This window comes from Streptomyces sp. NPDC005752, assembly GCF_040630715.1.
In the GTDB taxonomy this organism is placed as follows: Bacteria; Actinomycetota; Actinomycetes; order Streptomycetales; family Streptomycetaceae; genus Streptomyces.
Genome location: NZ_JBEXYB010000025.1, coordinates 68027 through 84235 on the forward strand (window position 1 = coordinate 68027; position 16209 = coordinate 84235).

The following is a 16209-nucleotide window of genomic DNA, read 5'->3' on the forward strand; positions in this document are numbered from 1 at the left end:
GCGGCACACTGGACGTTTGACCGTTCGCACCCGGACGGCCACCCCACGCCGGAAAGGGCCGACGCGCGTGACCGGACCTCTCATCGTCCAGAGCGACAAGACGCTGCTCCTCGAAGTCGACCACGAGCAGGCCGAGGCCTGCCGCCGTGTCATCGCACCCTTCGCCGAGCTGGAGCGTGCCCCCGAGCACATCCACACCTACCGCGTGACCCCGCTCGGCCTGTGGAACGCCCGCGCCGCGGGCCACGACGCCGAGCAGGTCGTGGACGCGCTCGTGGAGTACTCGCGCTACCCCGTGCCGCACGCCCTCCTCGTCGACATCGCCGAGACGATGGCGCGGTACGGCCGTCTCACCCTGTCCAAGCACCCGGTCCACGGGCTGGTGCTGACCTCGAACGACCGGCCGGTGCTGGAGGAGATCCTCCGCTCGAAGAAGGTCCAGCCGCTGGTCGGGGCGCGACTGGACCCGGACACGGTGGCCGTGCACCCCTCCGAGCGCGGCCAGATCAAGCAGACACTGCTGAAGCTGGGCTGGCCGGCCGAGGACCTCGCCGGTTACGTCGACGGCGAGGCGCACCCGATCGAGCTCGACCAGGACGGCTGGGCACTGCGCCCGTACCAGAGGCAGGCCGTCGACGGGTTCTGGCACGGCGGCTCCGGCGTCGTCGTCCTCCCCTGCGGCGCGGGCAAGACGCTGGTCGGCGCCGGTGCCATGGCCGAGGCCAAGGCGACCACGCTGATCCTGGTCACCAACACCGTCTCCGCCCGGCAGTGGAAGCACGAACTGGTGAAGCGGACCTCGCTGACCGAGGACGAGATCGGCGAGTACAGCGGGACCCGCAAGGAGATCCGGCCGGTCACCATCGCCACGTACCAGGTGCTGACCACCCGCCGTAAGGGGATCTATCCGCACCTGGAGCTGTTCGACTCCCGCGACTGGGGACTCGTGATCTACGACGAGGTGCACCTGCTGCCCGCACCCGTCTTCAAGTTCACCGCCGACCTCCAGGCCCGCCGCCGCCTGGGGCTCACCGCGACGCTGGTGCGCGAGGACGGGCGCGAGTCGGACGTCTTCTCCCTCATCGGGCCCAAGCGGTTCGACGCCCCTTGGAAGGAGATCGAGGCGCAGGGCTACATCGCGCCCGCCGACTGCGTCGAGGTCCGCGTGAACCTCACGGACTCGGAGCGCCTCGCCTACGCGACGGCCGAGGCCGAGGAGAAGTACCGGTTCTGCGCGACGACCGACACGAAGCGCAAGGTCACCGAGGCGCTCGTACGCAAGCACCAGGGTGAGCAGACCCTCGTCATCGGGCAGTACATCGACCAGCTCGACGAACTCGGCGAACACCTGGGCGCCCCGGTGATCAAGGGCGAGACCAGCAACGCGCAGCGGGAGAAGCTGTTCGGCGCGTTCCGCGAGGGCGAGATCAGCGTGCTGGTCGTGTCGAAGGTCGCGAACTTCTCGATCGACCTCCCGGAAGCGACCGTCGCGATCCAGGTGTCCGGAACGTTCGGTTCGCGCCAGGAGGAGGCCCAGCGGCTCGGCCGGGTGCTGCGGCCGAAGGCGGACGGGCACGAGGCCCGGTTCTACTCCGTGGTCGCCCGCGACACGATCGACCAGGACTTCGCGGCGCACCGCCAGCGGTTCCTGGCCGAACAGGGGTACGCGTACCGGATCGTCGACGCGGACGAGCTGCTGACGGAGAGCTGACGGCGGTACGGGCGGGCCCGCCCGGGGCTCAGCGGTGGCGGCGGACGACGCCCGCCTCCTCCGCGTACTCGCCGAGGACGGCCACACCGAACGCGGTGCGTGCGTAGACCGATACGGCGCGCACCGCGTTTCCCACGCGGTGGCCTCGTGCGTGACCGGTGACCGCCGTCGCGCCGTGGGCGGGCCCGGTCCTGCGGGGGTTCAGGTGAACGGTGCTCATGCATTCCATGGTGCTCCGCCCGCCCACGCTCCGGCATCACCCGTCGGGCCGAAGCGCGTGGGCGCGGGTATCGGCCGAAAGTCGCACGCCGACCCCTACGGGCCACCGGAGGGCGGAGGGAGGGCGACGGACGCCGGGTCGTAATTCGTTCGCCCCCGGCGGTCGTGGTCGATACAATCGCCGGTCTGCCCGCCTCCCGAACCGTGGTACCGGCCGCCCTTCTGCGCAGCCGGCAGCCGGGGGAGCGCCGCCGACCGGACGGAAACCGGCCGACAACAGCCGCACGCGCCCACCCGCGTGCGCCTCTCTGTGTGTACGTCCCCGAGCGGACCGGGCGGTGAGCCCTGTCCGCCGTCCTGCGTCGAAAAGCCGGAGGCAACACCGTGCCCGCGCACGAAGAGTCAAGCAATCCACTGGTCAGGGAACGGGCGCACCTCGCCGCGTCCCGTGCCGCGCTGCGCGCCATGCGCGAGGACGTGCAGGCCCTCGACATCCGCGACGTCACCGCGAACTGGGTCAACGCCGCCGTTCTGCAGTCCCAGATCGACGACCGCGTCAAGGCGCTCGCCGACCTCTCCCACACCCCGCTGTTCTTCGGCCGCCTCGACTACCTGCACGTCGTCGGCGCCGACAAGGCGGAGGGCGCATCAGGAGGGGTGGCGCACAGCGCCTCGGCCGGGGGTGGTGGTGGGCGACGGGAGGGCGAGCGGTTCTACATCGGGCGCCGCCACGTCCACGACGCCCACGGCGACCCCATGGTCATCGACTGGCGCGCGCCGGTCTCCCAGCCCTTCTACCAGGCGTCCAGGAACAACCCGCTGGACGTCGACCACCGCCGCCGCTTCGGCTACACCGGCGGGGAGCTGACCGCGTACGAGGACGAGCACCTCACCGACCCGGCGGAGACCGAGCAGACCAGCAAGCTCCTCCAGGCGGAGATCGAGCGGCCCCGCGTGGGCCCGATGCGCGACATCGTGGCGACCATCCAGCCCGAACAGGACGAGATCGTCCGAAGCGGCCTCGGCGGAACGGTCTGCGTCCAGGGAGGCCCCGGCACCGGAAAGACGGCCGTCGGCCTGCACCGTGTCGCCTATCTCCTGTACGCGCACCGCGAGCGCCTCGCCCGCACCGGCACCCTCGTCATCGGCCCGAACCGGTCGTTCCTCCACTACATCGAGCAGGTCCTGCCGGCGCTCGGCGAGCTGGAGGTGCAGCAGGCCACCGTCGAGGACCTGGTGGCGGCACGCGTCGAGGTGCGCGGCACGGACGAGGCCGCCTCGGCGGTGATCAAGGGCGACGCCCGGATGGCCGACGTCCTGCGGCGGGCGATCCGCTCGCACGTCACCCCGCCGGTGGACGGCGTCGTGGTGGTGCGCGGCTCCCGGCGCTGGCGGGTACCCGCGTACGAGATCGAGGAGATGGTGGCCGAGCTGCTGGCCCGCGACATGCGGTACGGGGCCGCCCACGAGGCGCTCCCGCAGCGCATCGCGCACGCCGTCCTCGTACGGATGGAGGAGGCGGGCGAGGCCCCCGACGACCGGGTGCAGAACGCGGTGGCCCGCAACCCGGCGGTGAAGGCGGCCGTGAAGGCGATCTGGCCGGCCGTGGACCCGGCGAAGCTCGTGCTGCGGCTCCTGACGGACGCGGAGTTCCTGGCCGCGCACGCGGACGGCATCCTCACCGACGACGAGCGCAAGCACGTCCTGACGGCCAAGCCGGCCCGGAGCGTGAAGTCGGCGAAGTGGACGGCGGCGGACGCGGTCCTGATCGACGAGGCCGCCGACCTGGTGGCGCGCACGCACTCGCTGGGCCATGTCGTCGTCGACGAGGCCCAGGACCTGTCCCCCATGCAGTACCGCGCGGTGGGCCGCCGCTGCTCGACCGGCTCGGCGACGGTCCTCGGAGACCTGGCGCAGGGGACGACGCCGTGGTCGACACGGAGCTGGGAACAGGCACTGTTCCATCTGGGCAAGGCGGACGCCGTGGTGGAGGAGCTGACGGCGGGCTTCCGTGTGCCGCGTGAGGTGATCGCGTACGCCTCCCGGCTGCTCCCCGCGATCTCGCCCGGCCTGGCCCCCGTCGAGTCGGTGCGTGAGGCGCCGGGCTCCCTCGCGGTACGCGGGGTGGCGGCGGAGGAGCTCGACACCTCCGTGGTCGCGGCGTGCGAGGAGTCGCTGCGCCATGAGGGCTCGATCGGCCTGATCGCGGCCGACGCCCGCATCCCTGTCCTGGCCGCGGCCCTCACGGCGGCGGGCCACAGCTTCCTCTCCCCCGGTGAGGAGACGACGGCGGAATCCCGGCTGACCCTGGTCCCGGCCTCGCTGGCCAAGGGTCTGGAGTACGACTACGTCGTACTGGACGAACCGGCGGCCGTGGTCGACGGCGAACCCGACGAACGCACGGGCCTGCGCCGCCTGTACGTCGCCCTGACCCGTGCGGTCTCGGGTCTCGTGGTCCTGCACGCGGCGCCGCTGCCGGAGCTGCTCGCGTGAGCGGGCGGCCGGGTGACCCGGCCGGGCCGTGCGACCGTCACGTCAGTGGCGCCAGGCGGCGGGAGGCTCCCGGCCCTGCGGTCCCTCCGCGTCGAGGTGCGGCAGGATCCGGTCCAGCCACCGCGGTGTCCACCAGGCGGCACGGCCGAGCAGGGTCATCACGGCGGGCACCAGCAGCAGCCGCACGACGGTGGCGTCGACGAGGACGCTGACCGCGAGGCCGAGACCCAGCATCTTGACGACGATGTTGTCGCTGATGATGAAGGCGGCGAAGACGCTGACCATGATCAGCGCGGCGCACGTGATGACCCGCGCGGTGATCTCCAGGGCGTGCGCGACGCTCGCCTTCGGGTCGTTCGTGGCCAGCCACGCCTCATGGATCCGGGACAGCAGGAAGATCTCGTAGTCCATGCTGAGCCCGAAGACGATGGCGAACATCATCATCGGTACGTAGCTCTCGATCGGTACGTCTCCCGACACCCCGAGCGCGGGCCCGCCCCAGCCCCACTGGAAGACCGCGACCACGACCCCGTACGAGGCCGCGATCGACAGCACGTTGAGCACGGCCGCCTTGACCGCGACGAGCAGCCCGCGGAACACGGCCAGGATGACGAGGAAGGCGAGTCCCACCACCACCGCGATGATCAGGGGCAGCCGGCTGGAGACGATGTCCAGGAAGTCGACCTGGGCGGCCGTCGTACCGGTCACGTAGGTGTCCGCCGCGGTGCCGTGGACCGCGTCGGGCAGGACGTCGTCCGTCAGGTGGTTGACCAGGCTCGTGGTCCGCTCGTCCTGAGGCGCGGCGACGGAGTAGGCGGTCGCCGTGAGGACGTCCCCGTCCGAGGTGGCCGCGAGCGGGGTGATGACGGCCGCGTCCGGCACCTTGGCCAGGGACTGCTGGGCCTGGCTCTGCAGTGCGGACCGGTCGCTCTGCGGGACGTCGCTCTGGTCGATCACGAGCGTCAGCGGACCGTTCGAACCGGGTCCGAACGCCGAGGACATGAGGTCGTAGGCACGCCGGTCGGTGAACGACCTGGGATCGGCGCCGTCCCCGATGTGGCCGAGCTGGATGAAGAAGACGGGGAAGGCGAGGACGGCCAGCACCACGACCCCGCCGGCCAGGAACCACCAGGGCCTGCGCTCGACCCGCTGCGCGTACCGGTGCCACGTCCCGTGCGTCGCCCGGCCCCGGCCTGCGGCAGCCTCCGCCCCGGGCTCCGGGCCGGGCTCCGCCCCGGGCTCCGCGTCGGGCTCCGGGCCGGGCTCCGCGTCGGCCTCGACCTCGGCGATGGGCTTGCGCACGTGGATCCGGTCGATGTACCTCCCGATCAGGCCGAGCATCGCCGGCACCAGGGTGAGGGCCCCGAGCACCGCCGTGACGACGGTGACGGCAGCCGCCAGGCCGAGCTTGCCGATGAAGCCGATGCCGGAGACCCAGAGCCCGCAGAGAGCGATGATCACCGTGCACCCGGAGAGCAGCACGGCCCGTCCGCTGGTCGCCGTGGCCGCGCCCGCGGCCGCCACCGGATCACGGCCGTCCACGAGGTTCTGGCGGTGCCGGGTCACCAGGAACAGGGCGTAGTCGATACCGACGCCGAGCCCGATCATCGTGGCCAGGGTCGGTGACACGGTGGCGAAGGTCGTCGCCGCTGCCAGCAGTCCCAGCAGGCCGAGCCCGCAGACGACACAGATGAGGGCCGTGATCAGGGGGAGCAGGGCCGCCAGGAGGCTGCCGAAGCCGATCAGCAGCACGAGGACGGCCACCCCGAATCCGATGGCCTCGCTGACGCGGTCGTTCGCCTCGGGACGGGCCAGCTCACCCAGCGAGCCGCCGTACTCCACCTCGGCGCCCGCCGAGCGGAGCGGCTGCACGGCGGAGTCCACACCGTCGAGGTATCCGGAGCCGAGGCTGGAGGGCTGCTCGCTGAACCGAACGGTGATGTACGCCGTCTTCCCGTCGGCGGAGAGCGGGCCGACGTCCGGTCCGCCCGTGCTGCTCGGCGCGGTCAGCGGGTTCTGTGCGGACAGCACGTCGGGGAGCTTCTGCAGGCTGCCGACCACCGTCGACATCTGGCTGCTCAGCTCGCCGAGTTGCTTGTCCGCGTCGTGCACCACCACCTGGCTGCCGTAACCGCCGGCGGAGGGGTCGTGCGCTTCCAGGACGTCCAGGCCGTCCTGCGACTGGGTGCCGGGAATCGCGAAGTTGTCCGAGTAGTCGCCGCCGTACGCGTGCTGGAGGCCCTGGAGCACGGCGAGCGCGGCCAGCCACAGGACGATGACGATCACGAAGTGTCGCGCGCACCACGCCCCGGTCGCGTGCAGCGTCCCCGTGCGGCGCGCGTCCGTGCCGGAGTCGTGGGCGGGCTGCGGGTGCGACATGTGGACTCCGGGCTGGAGCGAACACCTGGGACACCAGCATTCAAAGCCGGTCCCGCCGTCGCGGCACCCCGGAGTGGGAGAACGGGTGACGCCGCCCGGCCCCGGGGCGCCGGCCTCCGCCCCGAAGGCCCGTCAGCCGTCGAGCGCCGCGCGCCACTCCCGTACCGCCGCCGCGTCCACCCGACCGCTCCAGCCGCCCGGCCGCGCCGCTCCGCCGATGTGGAAGGCTTCGATTCCCGCGGCGCGCAGGCGCGGCACGTGGTCGAGGCGCAGGCCCCCGCCCACCATGATCTGCGGCTCGTAGCCGGGCAGGTCCGAGCGCCCCGCCTCGGCCAGCAGGACGTCCATGCCCGCGTCCACCCCGTCGGGCGAGCCCGCCGTGAGGTAGGTGTCGAGCCCCGGCAGGTCGGCGAGGTGCTTGCGCAGGACGTCACGGTCGGCCGCGCGGTCGATGGCGCGGTGGAAGGTCCACGGGCAGCCGTTCAGCTCGGCGACGAGTCGCTCGACGGCCACCAGGTCGGCGTGACCGTCCTGGTCGAGGAAGCCCAGGACGAACTCCTCCGCCCCTGCGGCACGCATCGCGCGGGCCTTCTCCACGAGGACGCCGATGTCCCCGGCGGCGAATCCGTCCGCGACCCTGAGCATCACCCGCAGCGGGATGCCGACGGCGGCCTTGATCTCCGCGAAGACCTCCACCGGCGGGGTCAGGCCGTCGGCCGCCATGTCGGTGACCAGTTCGAGACGGTCCGCACCACCCGCCTGCGCCGCGACCGCGTCCTCCGCGTCGAGAGCGATCACCTCCAGGACTGCACGGTTGCTCATGGTGTTCCATTCCCTCGGAGCGGCTGCGGACTACAGGTCTAGTCCAATAACCAGACTACGGGGCGGTGACCCGGGGCGCAGCTCCCCGTCGGAACGCATGCGTGAAGATACGCGAGGCCGCGGCGGCGTCCGACGGGCGGACGCGCCGCGGCCTCGGGGGTCACGGAGCGGGGACGTCAGGGCTGGATCGGCATCGACCAGCAGTTGGAGACGGCCTTCTTGCCGGAGAGCCGGTCGGTCAGCCAGGAGATGGCACTGCCCTGGTCGGTGAGGAGCGGGGCGAGGTGGTTGGTCATGATCTTGTCGCCGAGGTTGGGCAGCCGGACGGCCTCGTACGTCACGTCGCCGCCCTTGCGGCACCAGTCCACCGCGAGCTGCTTGGCCTGCTTGTGGGGGACTATGTCGTCCTGGACACCGGTCGCGAGCCGCACCGGGGCCGTCGGCTTCAGGTTGCCCAGGCGCTGCTGGGCGAGCATCGCCTGCAGCTTCGGCTCGGCCGCGATGACGTCGGCGAGCGACTTGCCGTTCGCGGTCCACTTCTTGCTGTTGGCGAAGCCGTAGCCGAGGATCGCGTCGCCCACGCACATGGTGGAGGTGTCCTTCAGCGCGGCCTTGCCGACGTCGTTCGTGTGCGCGTCGACGATCGCCTTCAGGGACGGGTCGGACTGGGCGAAGCCGTTGATCGACCAGCCGAGCGCACCGGCCAGGGCACTGCCGTCGATGCCCTTCATGACCTCGGTGAGGTCGGCGGGCGGCGCCCCCGCGTAGGTGCCCGCGAGATTGACGTCGGGGGCGTACGTGGACTGCAGTTCGGCGGCCGAGGCGCTGGCACCGCCGCCCTGGCTGTAGCCGTAGAGGCCGACCTTCGAGGCCGGGGTGATCGAGGCGCCGTCGACGGAGCGGGCCGCGCGGGCCGCGTCCAGGAGGGCGTGGCCCTCGTCGACGCGGTCGACGTAGGTGTGGAGCCGGTCGGTCGCGCCGAGGCCGGCGTAGTCGGTGACGACGACGGCGGCACCGGCCGCCAGGAAGCGGTAGACCGCGATGTTGTCGTAGCCGATGGACACCGTCCCCTCGCCGATCGTGAGCGGGTGCTGGAGCGACAGCGACGGGGCGCACTGGTCACCCTGGCCCATGGTCCCGGAGGCCAGCGCCACCAGGGGGCGGGAGCCGCCGCCCTTCCACGCGGCGGACGGTTCGATGTACGCGCCGGTGACGGCGACGGGCCCGCCGCCCGCGTCGGTGGACTTGTACATCAGGCGCGTAGCGGTGCCGGGCATCTGCCGGCCGTCCAGACCGGGGAGGCTCACCCCGAGCGGCAGGGGCTCCGCGCGGACGAGTGCGCCGTCGGCAGCGGGCAGCTGCGCCGGCGGGTCGTAGAAGGCGGGGACGGTCACCCCCCGGGAGACCACCGGCTCCGACGAGCCGGCGGCGAAGGCCGGTACGGCCGCAGTGCCCAGGCACGCGGCGGCGGCGACCGAGGCGGCCAGCAGACGTCCCGTGCGGCGTCCCGGCCGGCGGGGTTCCAGGAGGTGGGGGGTACTCGTGGTCGAGCTCGAACGGGTCGTCTTGCGGGGACTCACGGCTCACTCCTCGCTCTGCTCCGATGAACGTGAGCGCAAGCTAACACCGGGCCCTTACCTGAGGTAACTCATCGGTAAGTTACGCTTCGGTAACGTAGCGGCGGGCCCGGCCCGGCCCCCCGACCCGCCCCGCCCTGCCGGACCCGCCCCCCTACCGGGGCCGCTGCCCGATCTCGTCCACCACGCCCGACTTCACCCGCCCCCTGACCTCCACGTATTTCTTGCCGCCCTTCAGCTCGCGGCCCACCGTGTGGGCTCCCTCGACCCCGTCCAGGCGCATGCCGAGGTAGGCCCAGCTGCCTCGTTCGAATACGGGACCGAACGTCATCCCGGGATACGAGACACCGATCCCGTGGCGGCCGAGAGCGTCCACCTCGTCGTCGTCCAGGACGATGCCGGGCAGCTTCGCCAGAGCCTCGAACGCGGCGGCCTGCAGTCCGGCCGGCATGGCTCCCGGGCCGCGCAGCAGCAGGCACAGGTCCATGTAGGCCGACCGGCGGTCCTTGCCGTCCTCCGCGTGCCCGAGCGCGTCGAGGAGCCGGTCCGGATCGGTCGGCAGCTTCCTGAGCTCCGCGTACCCGGTTGGCGGCCACCGCACCTCGTGCTCGGTCAACGGCGGCTGCTCGTGCACCCGTTCGCCGTAGACGTACCTGGAGGGCCGGGAGCCGTCCACGGACAGCCAGACCCTGTCCGTGCGCGTCGTCGGCCTCCCGCCGTCCAGAGGAGTCCGCGTGGCGATCTCCTCGGTGTAGAAGTACTGGTCGTCACGCGGGGCAGGCATCCCGGTGCCGTCGGCACGCGTCCGGTCGGCCGCCCGGTGCAGCACCTGGGCCGCGGACAGCGTGGTCATCCGCGGTCCTGGCCCGTCGTCCGTGGCGACGACCACGGTGGTGAGCACGGCCGCGGCCGCCGTCGCGGCGAAGCCCGCCCGCAGCACCAGCCGCCTGGGCACCGCGCGGCGGGTCCGGCAGGTCTCCTCTGCGACGGCGCGCGCCAGCCGGGCCCGGGCGGCCGTGCGGGCCTCGTCGCCCGGCGCGGGCACATCGGCGTACAGCTCCCGCAGAACGGTGAGGTCATCCATGGTCGGGCTTCTCCTGAACCTCGTTCGGACGTGTGGGATCCGCCCCGCCCAGTGCGTCACGCACCCTCTTCCGTGCCCGGTGCAGCCGGGAGCGCACGGTGCCCACGGGTACGCCGAGCGCCTCCGCCGCCTCCGCGTAGTCCAGGTCGCCCCACGCGATGACCAGCAGGACGTCCCGGTAGCGGGCGGGCAACGCGGCGAGGGCCCCCGCGAGTTCGGCGCGGGTGCCCTCGGCGCTGACCCGGGCGGCCACCCGGTCCGCCAGCGGCTCCCCGTCCCCGCCCCGTTCGTCCGGGGCTGCGGAGGCGGCACGCGACAGCGCCCTGAGGCGTCGGGCCTCGGCACGCCGGTGCCCCCGTACGAGATTGGTGACGATGCCGTAGAGCCAGGGCCGCGCCTGCGGCTTCGACAGGTCGTATCCGCGGCGCTGCTGGAAGGCGATCACGAAGGTCTCGGCCATCAGGTCGTCGGCCGCCTCGGTGCCGAGGCGACGGGCGGCGTACCGGTGGATGTCGTCGGCGTACCGGTGGAACAACTCGGCGAAGACGTCGGGATCGCCCAGGGAGCGCCGGACGATCGAGGCATCGGACTCGGGGCCCGGGTCCGTGCCGACGTCGGCGGTGGCGTGCCGGGCTCCGAGCTCCGGCGGGGCGGTCACTGGTCGGTTCTCGGGCTCATGGGCTTCCCTCGAAGAGGCGGACTCGGTCACCTCCTGTTGGCCGATGCCGCGATCCGGGTTCCCGTCACGCCCGCACGAACCGCACCGGTGTCCCCGGGACCGCCTGCGCCGCCCCCGCCAGCGCGGCCTCGGCGACCACGCCCACGACCGGGTAGCCCCCCGTCGTCGGATGGTCGTTGAGGAACACCACGGGCAGCCCGTCCGGCGGCACCTGGACGGCTCCCAGCACCATGCCCTCGCTGGGCAGTTCGCCGTCCCGGGCGCGCCGCAGGGCGGGGCCCTCCGTGCGCAGCCCGATGCGGTTGCTCCGCTCCGAGACCCGGTACGCGGCGGTGGTGAGTGTGCGCAGGGCCGCCCCGGTGAACCAGCTGTCGCGCGGGCCCGGATACAGGGGCAGCACCAGCTCCGCGGGGATGCCCGGCCAGGGCACGGTGTCGACGCACGGAGCGCCGCCCGGCCGGCCCAGCGGCAGGACGTCGCCCTCGCGCAGGACCGGCGGGCCGAGGCCCGAGAGCAGGTCCGCGGATCTGCTGCCCAGCACAGGCTCGGGCTCCAGTCCGCCCGCGAACGCCAGGTACCCGCGCACCCCGTGCACCGCGGGCCCTGCCTCCAGGACCGCACCGCCGGGTACGCGGACGGGCTCGCCCCACGCGACCGGGCGGCCGTCCACCGTGACCCGGCACGCCGCCCCGCCGACGACGGCCTGCACGGGCCGGGTTCCGGTCACCCGGACCGCGCACCCTGTGAGCGTCGTCTCCAGCACCGCCGCGTCGGGGGCGTTGCCGACGAGCCGGTTGGCCAGCCGCCGGGCGGGCCCGTCCAGCGCCCCGGCCCGGGGCACGCCCAGATGCGCCCAGCCGGCGCGGCCCTCGTCCTGCACGGTCGTCAGGGCTCCCGCCCGGACCACTTCGATCCCCGCACTCATCCGCGCACCCCCGCCGGCACGAACCGGACCCGGGCCCCGGGCGTGAGCAGCGCCGCCGGCTCCCGCCCCGGGTCCCAGAGGGCGTCCGGCTCGGGCGTCCTCCCGATGAGCTGCCAGCCGCCGGGCGACGGGCGCGGATAGACCCCGGTGTACGGACCGGCAAGGGCCAGCGCACCGGCGGGCACCCGGGTCCGCGGGGTGGTCCGGCGCGGCACGCTCAGGTGCCCCGGCAGACCCGTGAGATATCCGAAGCCGGGGGCGAAGCCGCAGAAGGCCACCCGGAATTCCGTACGGGCGTGGACGCGGGGCACCTCGTCGACGGCGACGCCCCACGCCTCGGCCACGTCGGCGAGGTCCGGGCCGTCGTAGACGACGGGTATCTCGACCGCCTCCCCCGCTCCCCGGCTCGGCGGCGGTACGGTCCACGACCGCAGCCGCCCCGCGAGCGTGCGGTCCTCCACCCCGTCGAGCAGTACCGTCCGCGCGCCCGGCACGATCTCGCGCACGCCGTGGAGCTCCCCGGCGGCGCGGCGGCGGAGCAGCTCCGCGTGGAAGGCCTCGGCGTCCTCACCGGAGTCCAGTTCCACGAGCAGGGCGCGGGGGCCGGCCTCCAGCACCCGGACGCCGTTCACGCGAACGCCTGTACGCGGATGCCGACTTCCTCCAGCGCCGTACGCACCCGCAGGGCGAGCGCCGCCGCGCCGGGGGTGTCGCCGTGGACGCAGAGCGACCGGGCCGCGACGGCTATCCGTCCGCCGTCCACCCCCGTCACCGCTCCGTCGACGGCCATGCCGACGCTGCGGCGTACGACCTCGTCCGCGTCGTGCACCACGGCTCCCGGTTGACCCCGTGGCACGAGCGTGCCCTGCGGGGTGTACGCGCGATCGGCGAACGCCTCCTCGACGGCGGTCAGTCCCTCCGCCTCCGCACGGGCGAGCAGCCGCGAACCGGGCAGCCCGAGGACCGCCGGGCGGCCGCCCGCGAGCAGCACCCCCGCGACGACGGCGGCGGCCTGCTCCTCGTCCCGGACGACCCGGTTGTAGAGGGCGCCGTGCGGCTTCACGTACGAGACGGTGGAACCGGCCGCCTCCGCGAAGACCCGCAGGGCGCCGATCTGATAGGCGATCTCGGCGGTCAGCTCCTCCGCCGGGACGTCCATGGCGCGGCGGCCGAATCCGGCGAGGTCGCGGTAGGAGACCTGCGCCCCGATGCGTACGCCCCGTTCCGCCGCCGTGTCGCAGACCCGCCGCATCACGGAGGCGTCGCCCGCGTGGAAACCGCAGGCCACATTGGCGCTGGTGACACACTTCAGCAGCGCCTCGTCCTCGGTGAGGGTCCAGCGTCCGAACCCCTCACCCAGGTCCGCGTTGAGGTCCATCGGCCGCGCCGGGCGCGTCACACTCGTCAGATCCGTCACGGGCGCACGCTAGCGATTGTTCAACAATCTGACAAGAGCCGGGGCCCTGCCCGAGACCCTCGTACGGTTCACTGAGCACAGAGCACCGCGCGCGGCTGACGGAACACCAGGCACGCCCTGAACTCCGGAGACGGCCGGCGGCACAGCCGACGCGGCAGGCACGACCGTACGACAGGCGCGACAGGCAGGGGACGGGGCATGGCGGGGAAGACGAACGACGGGAGGCGCGGTGCCGCGCCGGATCTCTCGGAACTGGCGACGCACAGCGCCTCCCTGGAGCGGTCCGGTACGGCCGAGCGGGTCGCGGCCGTCCTGCGGGACCGGATCACCGAGGGCTACTTCCCGCCGGGCAGCCGGCTGTCCGAGGAGAGCATCAGCGGCGCCTTGGCCGTGTCCCGCAACACCCTGCGCGAGGCGTTCCGCCTGCTGTCCCACGAACGCCTCCTGGAGCACCGCCTCAACCGGGGCGTGTTCGTCCGCATCCTGGCCGTGGACGACCTGGTCGACATCTACCGGGTGCGGCTCCTCGTCGAATGCGCGGCCCTGCGGACCCTGGGCGAGCCCCCGTTCGACCTGGCGGCGGTCGAGGCGGCGGTGTCGACCGGTGAGCAGGCGGCGCTCCAGGACGACTGGCCCGCCTGCTCCACCGCCAACATCCGGTTCCACCAGGCGCTGGCCGGCCTGGCGAATAGTCCCCGCACCGACGAACTGATGCGCAACGTCCTCGCCGAACTGCGGCTCGCCTTCCACGTGATGGCCGACCCCCGCCGCTTCCACGAGCCCTACCTCACCCGCAACCGCGAGATCACGGACAGGCTCACAGGAGGTGACGCGGCCGGCGCCGAGCGGATGCTGGCCTTCTACCTGGAGGACTCCAGGCGTCAACTGGCGGAGGCGTACGCACAGCGGCTCACCCAGCGATGACACCGGATCGTTCGATGATCCACACTCTGCTCCACCGCTCCCACCACACCCTTATTTCCCTATGCATGCGGGCAGATGGGTACATGAAACCCGCCCCTCTCTCCTCCCGCACCACTGATTGAAATCGATGCATCCCACACCCTTGTAGGATTGTTGAACAAGACCTTAAGGTCTCGCGTTATACCCCCGTCTGACCAGGACCGTGCACCGCCACGTCCCTGCGCGGAAGAAGGCCGACGCGTGATCGTTCTCCTCGGCGTGCTCGTGGTGATCCTCGGATTCGCCACCCGCCGCAATCCTCTGCTCGTGGTGGGTGCCGCCGGCATCATCACGGGGCTGCTCGGCAAGCTCTCGCCGCAGGAGGTGCTGGCCTCGTTCGGCAACAGCTTCGCCTCCGCCCGTTCGGTGACCGTCTTCGTCATCACGCTGCCCGTCATCGGGCTCCTGGAGCGTTACGGACTCCAGGAGCAGGCCCGTACCCTCATCGGCAAGCTGGGCAAGCTGACCACCGGCCGCTTCCTGACGCTGTACCTGCTGATCCGGCAGCTCACCGCATCCGTCGGCCTCACCAGCATCGGTGGCCCCGCACAGAGCGTGCGGCCCCTGATCGCCCCGATGGCCGAAGCGGCCGCCGAGGCCAAGGCAGGCCGTCCGCTGCCGCAGAAACTGCGCGAGAAGGTCCGCTCCCACGCGTCCGGCGCCGACACCATCGGCGTGTTCTTCGGCGAGGACTGCTTCATCGCCATCGGGTCGATCCTGCTGATCACCGGTTTCGTGAACTCGACGTACGACCAGCACCTCGAGCCGCTGCACCTGGCCCTGTGGGCGATCCCCTCCGCGATCTGCGCCTTCCTGATCCACGGGGCCCGCCTGCTCAACCTGGACCGGCAGCTGGAGCGCGAACTCGCCGTCACAGCGGCCGAGAACGACCTGGCGGCGCACGCCGGGATCCGCACGGAGGACGCCAAGTGATCAAGTCCGAGTACTTCTTCTGGCTGGTCGGCGCGGTGTTCCTCGTCATGGCCGCGCAGATGGCCGCGGACCGCACCAATCCGAAGCGCTTCGGCTCCGCCGGCTTCTGGGGTCTGCTGGGCGCCGCGTTCTTCTACTCCACGGGAGTCGTCGACAAGTCCCTCCCCGCCGAACCGCTGGGCGTCGCCGTCCTGGTCCTGATCGTGCTGGGCGGCTTCGGTCTCACCGGCAAGGGCGAGTCGCACACACCGCCCCGCGAGAAGCGCGCGGCCTCGGCAGCCCGCTTCGGCAACAAGCTGTTCCTTCCGGCGCTCACCATCCCCGTGGTCGCGATGATCTGCGCGACGCTCGTGAAGAACTGGAAGATCGGTGGCGAACCGGTCCTGGAGCCGGGTTACGAGACCATTCTCGGGCTGGGCGTCGGCGCGATCGCCGCGTTGGCCGTGGGCATGGTGCTCCTGCGGGAGCGCAAGCTCTCCGTACCGCTGCACTCCGGCCGCAACATGCTCGAGTCGATGGGCTGGGCTCTGCTCCTTCCCCAGCTGCTCTCCGTCCTCGGCTCGATCTTCCAGACCGCCGGTGTCGGGGACCAGGTCGGAAGGATCACCGAGGCGATGCTGCCGGACGGCCAGAGGCTCGTGGCCGTGGCCGTCTACTGCTGCGGCATGGCGCTGTTCACCATCGTCATGGGCAATGCCTTCGCCGCGTTCCCGGTGATGACCGCCGCGATCGGCTGGCCCGTCCTCATCGAGCAGATGAACGGCAACGCGCCCGCCGTCCTCGCGGTCGGCATGCTGTGCGGCTTCTGCGGCACGCTCGTCACGCCGATGGCCGCCAACTTCAACCTGGTCCCGGCGGCACTCCTCGAACTCAAGGACCAGTACGGCCCGATCAAGGCACAGCTGCCCACAGCGGCGGCCCTGCTGGTCTGCAACGTCGCGATCATGGCGCTCTTCGCCTTCTGACCCGAGGCACCCCGCCCCGAGATCCCCCGACCCGGCCCCGGC

14 protein-coding genes are annotated in these 16209 nt (G+C 72.4%); 5 read left to right on the forward strand and 9 right to left on the reverse strand.

Annotation, left to right across the window (positions count from 1 at the left end):
- The first annotated feature begins 67 nt into the window (after window positions 1–67).
- Complete coding sequence (locus ABZ441_RS21740; RefSeq protein ID WP_358976616.1) at window positions 68–1711, forward strand: DNA repair helicase XPB; 1644 nt, start codon at window positions 68–70, stop codon at window positions 1709–1711.
- 28 nt (window positions 1712–1739) lie between these two features.
- Here the strand turns inward: ABZ441_RS21740 and ABZ441_RS21745 are convergent, their stop codons facing one another.
- Entirely contained in the window at window positions 1740–1931 is a 192-nt protein-coding gene (locus tag ABZ441_RS21745; RefSeq protein WP_358976619.1) for a hypothetical protein, read from the reverse strand.
- A 383-nt stretch (window positions 1932–2314) separates the two neighbouring features.
- Here ABZ441_RS21745 and ABZ441_RS21750 point away from each other — a divergent pair, with 383 nt between their 5' ends.
- The gene (locus ABZ441_RS21750) at window positions 2315–4423 is read left to right on the forward strand and encodes a UvrD-helicase domain-containing protein (RefSeq protein ID WP_358976622.1); all 2109 of its coding nucleotides are present in this window, start codon (window positions 2315–2317) and stop codon (window positions 4421–4423) included.
- A gap of 42 nt (window positions 4424–4465) precedes the next feature.
- On the opposite strand, the gene ABZ441_RS21755 is transcribed toward ABZ441_RS21750, so the two are convergent.
- The 8 genes from ABZ441_RS21755 to ABZ441_RS21790 all read right to left on the reverse strand — a co-directional run bounded on the left by ABZ441_RS21755 (window position 4466) and on the right by ABZ441_RS21790 (window position 13267).
- A complete protein-coding gene (locus ABZ441_RS21755; protein ID WP_358976625.1) occupies window positions 4466–6802 on the reverse strand; it encodes an MMPL family transporter in 2337 nt (778 codons plus the stop codon).
- Between the two features lie 132 nt (window positions 6803–6934).
- Window positions 6935–7624 carry a copper homeostasis protein CutC gene (locus tag ABZ441_RS21760; RefSeq protein ID WP_358976627.1) on the reverse strand — a complete coding sequence of 230 codons (690 nt, stop codon included), beginning with the start codon at window positions 7622–7624 and terminating at the stop codon, window positions 6935–6937.
- A 176-nt stretch (window positions 7625–7800) separates the two neighbouring features.
- The gene (locus ABZ441_RS21765) at window positions 7801–9204 is read right to left on the reverse strand and encodes a lipase family protein (protein WP_358976629.1); all 1404 of its coding nucleotides are present in this window, start codon (window positions 9202–9204) and stop codon (window positions 7801–7803) included.
- Window positions 9205–9355: 151 nt separating this feature from the next.
- Window positions 9356–10285 carry a CU044_5270 family protein gene (locus tag ABZ441_RS21770; protein WP_358976632.1) on the reverse strand — a complete coding sequence of 310 codons (930 nt, stop codon included), beginning with the start codon at window positions 10283–10285 and terminating at the stop codon, window positions 9356–9358.
- A complete protein-coding gene (locus ABZ441_RS21775; RefSeq protein ID WP_358976763.1) occupies window positions 10278–10862 on the reverse strand; it encodes an RNA polymerase sigma factor in 585 nt (194 codons plus the stop codon). The genes ABZ441_RS21770 and ABZ441_RS21775 overlap by 8 nt, the downstream gene beginning before the upstream one ends.
- A 166-nt stretch (window positions 10863–11028) precedes the next feature.
- Window positions 11029–11889: a biotin-dependent carboxyltransferase family protein gene (locus tag ABZ441_RS21780; RefSeq protein ID WP_358976635.1), complete on the reverse strand. Its 861-nt coding sequence runs from the start codon at window positions 11887–11889 to the stop codon at window positions 11029–11031.
- Window positions 11886–12521: an allophanate hydrolase subunit 1 gene (locus tag ABZ441_RS21785; protein WP_358976638.1), complete on the reverse strand. Its 636-nt coding sequence runs from the start codon at window positions 12519–12521 to the stop codon at window positions 11886–11888. The genes ABZ441_RS21780 and ABZ441_RS21785 overlap by 4 nt, the downstream gene beginning before the upstream one ends.
- Complete coding sequence (locus ABZ441_RS21790) at window positions 12518–13267, reverse strand: 5-oxoprolinase subunit PxpA (RefSeq protein ID WP_358976766.1); 750 nt, start codon at window positions 13265–13267, stop codon at window positions 12518–12520. The genes ABZ441_RS21785 and ABZ441_RS21790 overlap by 4 nt, the downstream gene beginning before the upstream one ends.
- Window positions 13268–13504: 237 nt before the next feature.
- On the opposite strand from ABZ441_RS21790, the gene ABZ441_RS21795 reads away from it, so the two are divergent.
- From ABZ441_RS21795 to ABZ441_RS21805, 3 genes are all read left to right on the forward strand, one after another.
- Window positions 13505–14230 carry a GntR family transcriptional regulator gene (locus ABZ441_RS21795; protein ID WP_358976641.1) on the forward strand — a complete coding sequence of 242 codons (726 nt, stop codon included), beginning with the start codon at window positions 13505–13507 and terminating at the stop codon, window positions 14228–14230.
- 240 nt (window positions 14231–14470) lie between these two features.
- Window positions 14471–15202, forward strand: coding sequence for a DUF969 domain-containing protein (locus ABZ441_RS21800; protein ID WP_205018147.1), 732 nt, complete (start codon window positions 14471–14473; stop codon window positions 15200–15202).
- Complete coding sequence (locus tag ABZ441_RS21805; RefSeq protein WP_358976644.1) at window positions 15199–16167, forward strand: DUF979 domain-containing protein; 969 nt, start codon at window positions 15199–15201, stop codon at window positions 16165–16167. Before ABZ441_RS21800 ends, ABZ441_RS21805 begins: the two co-directional genes overlap by 4 nt.
- Window positions 16168–16209: the final 42 nt, after the last annotated feature.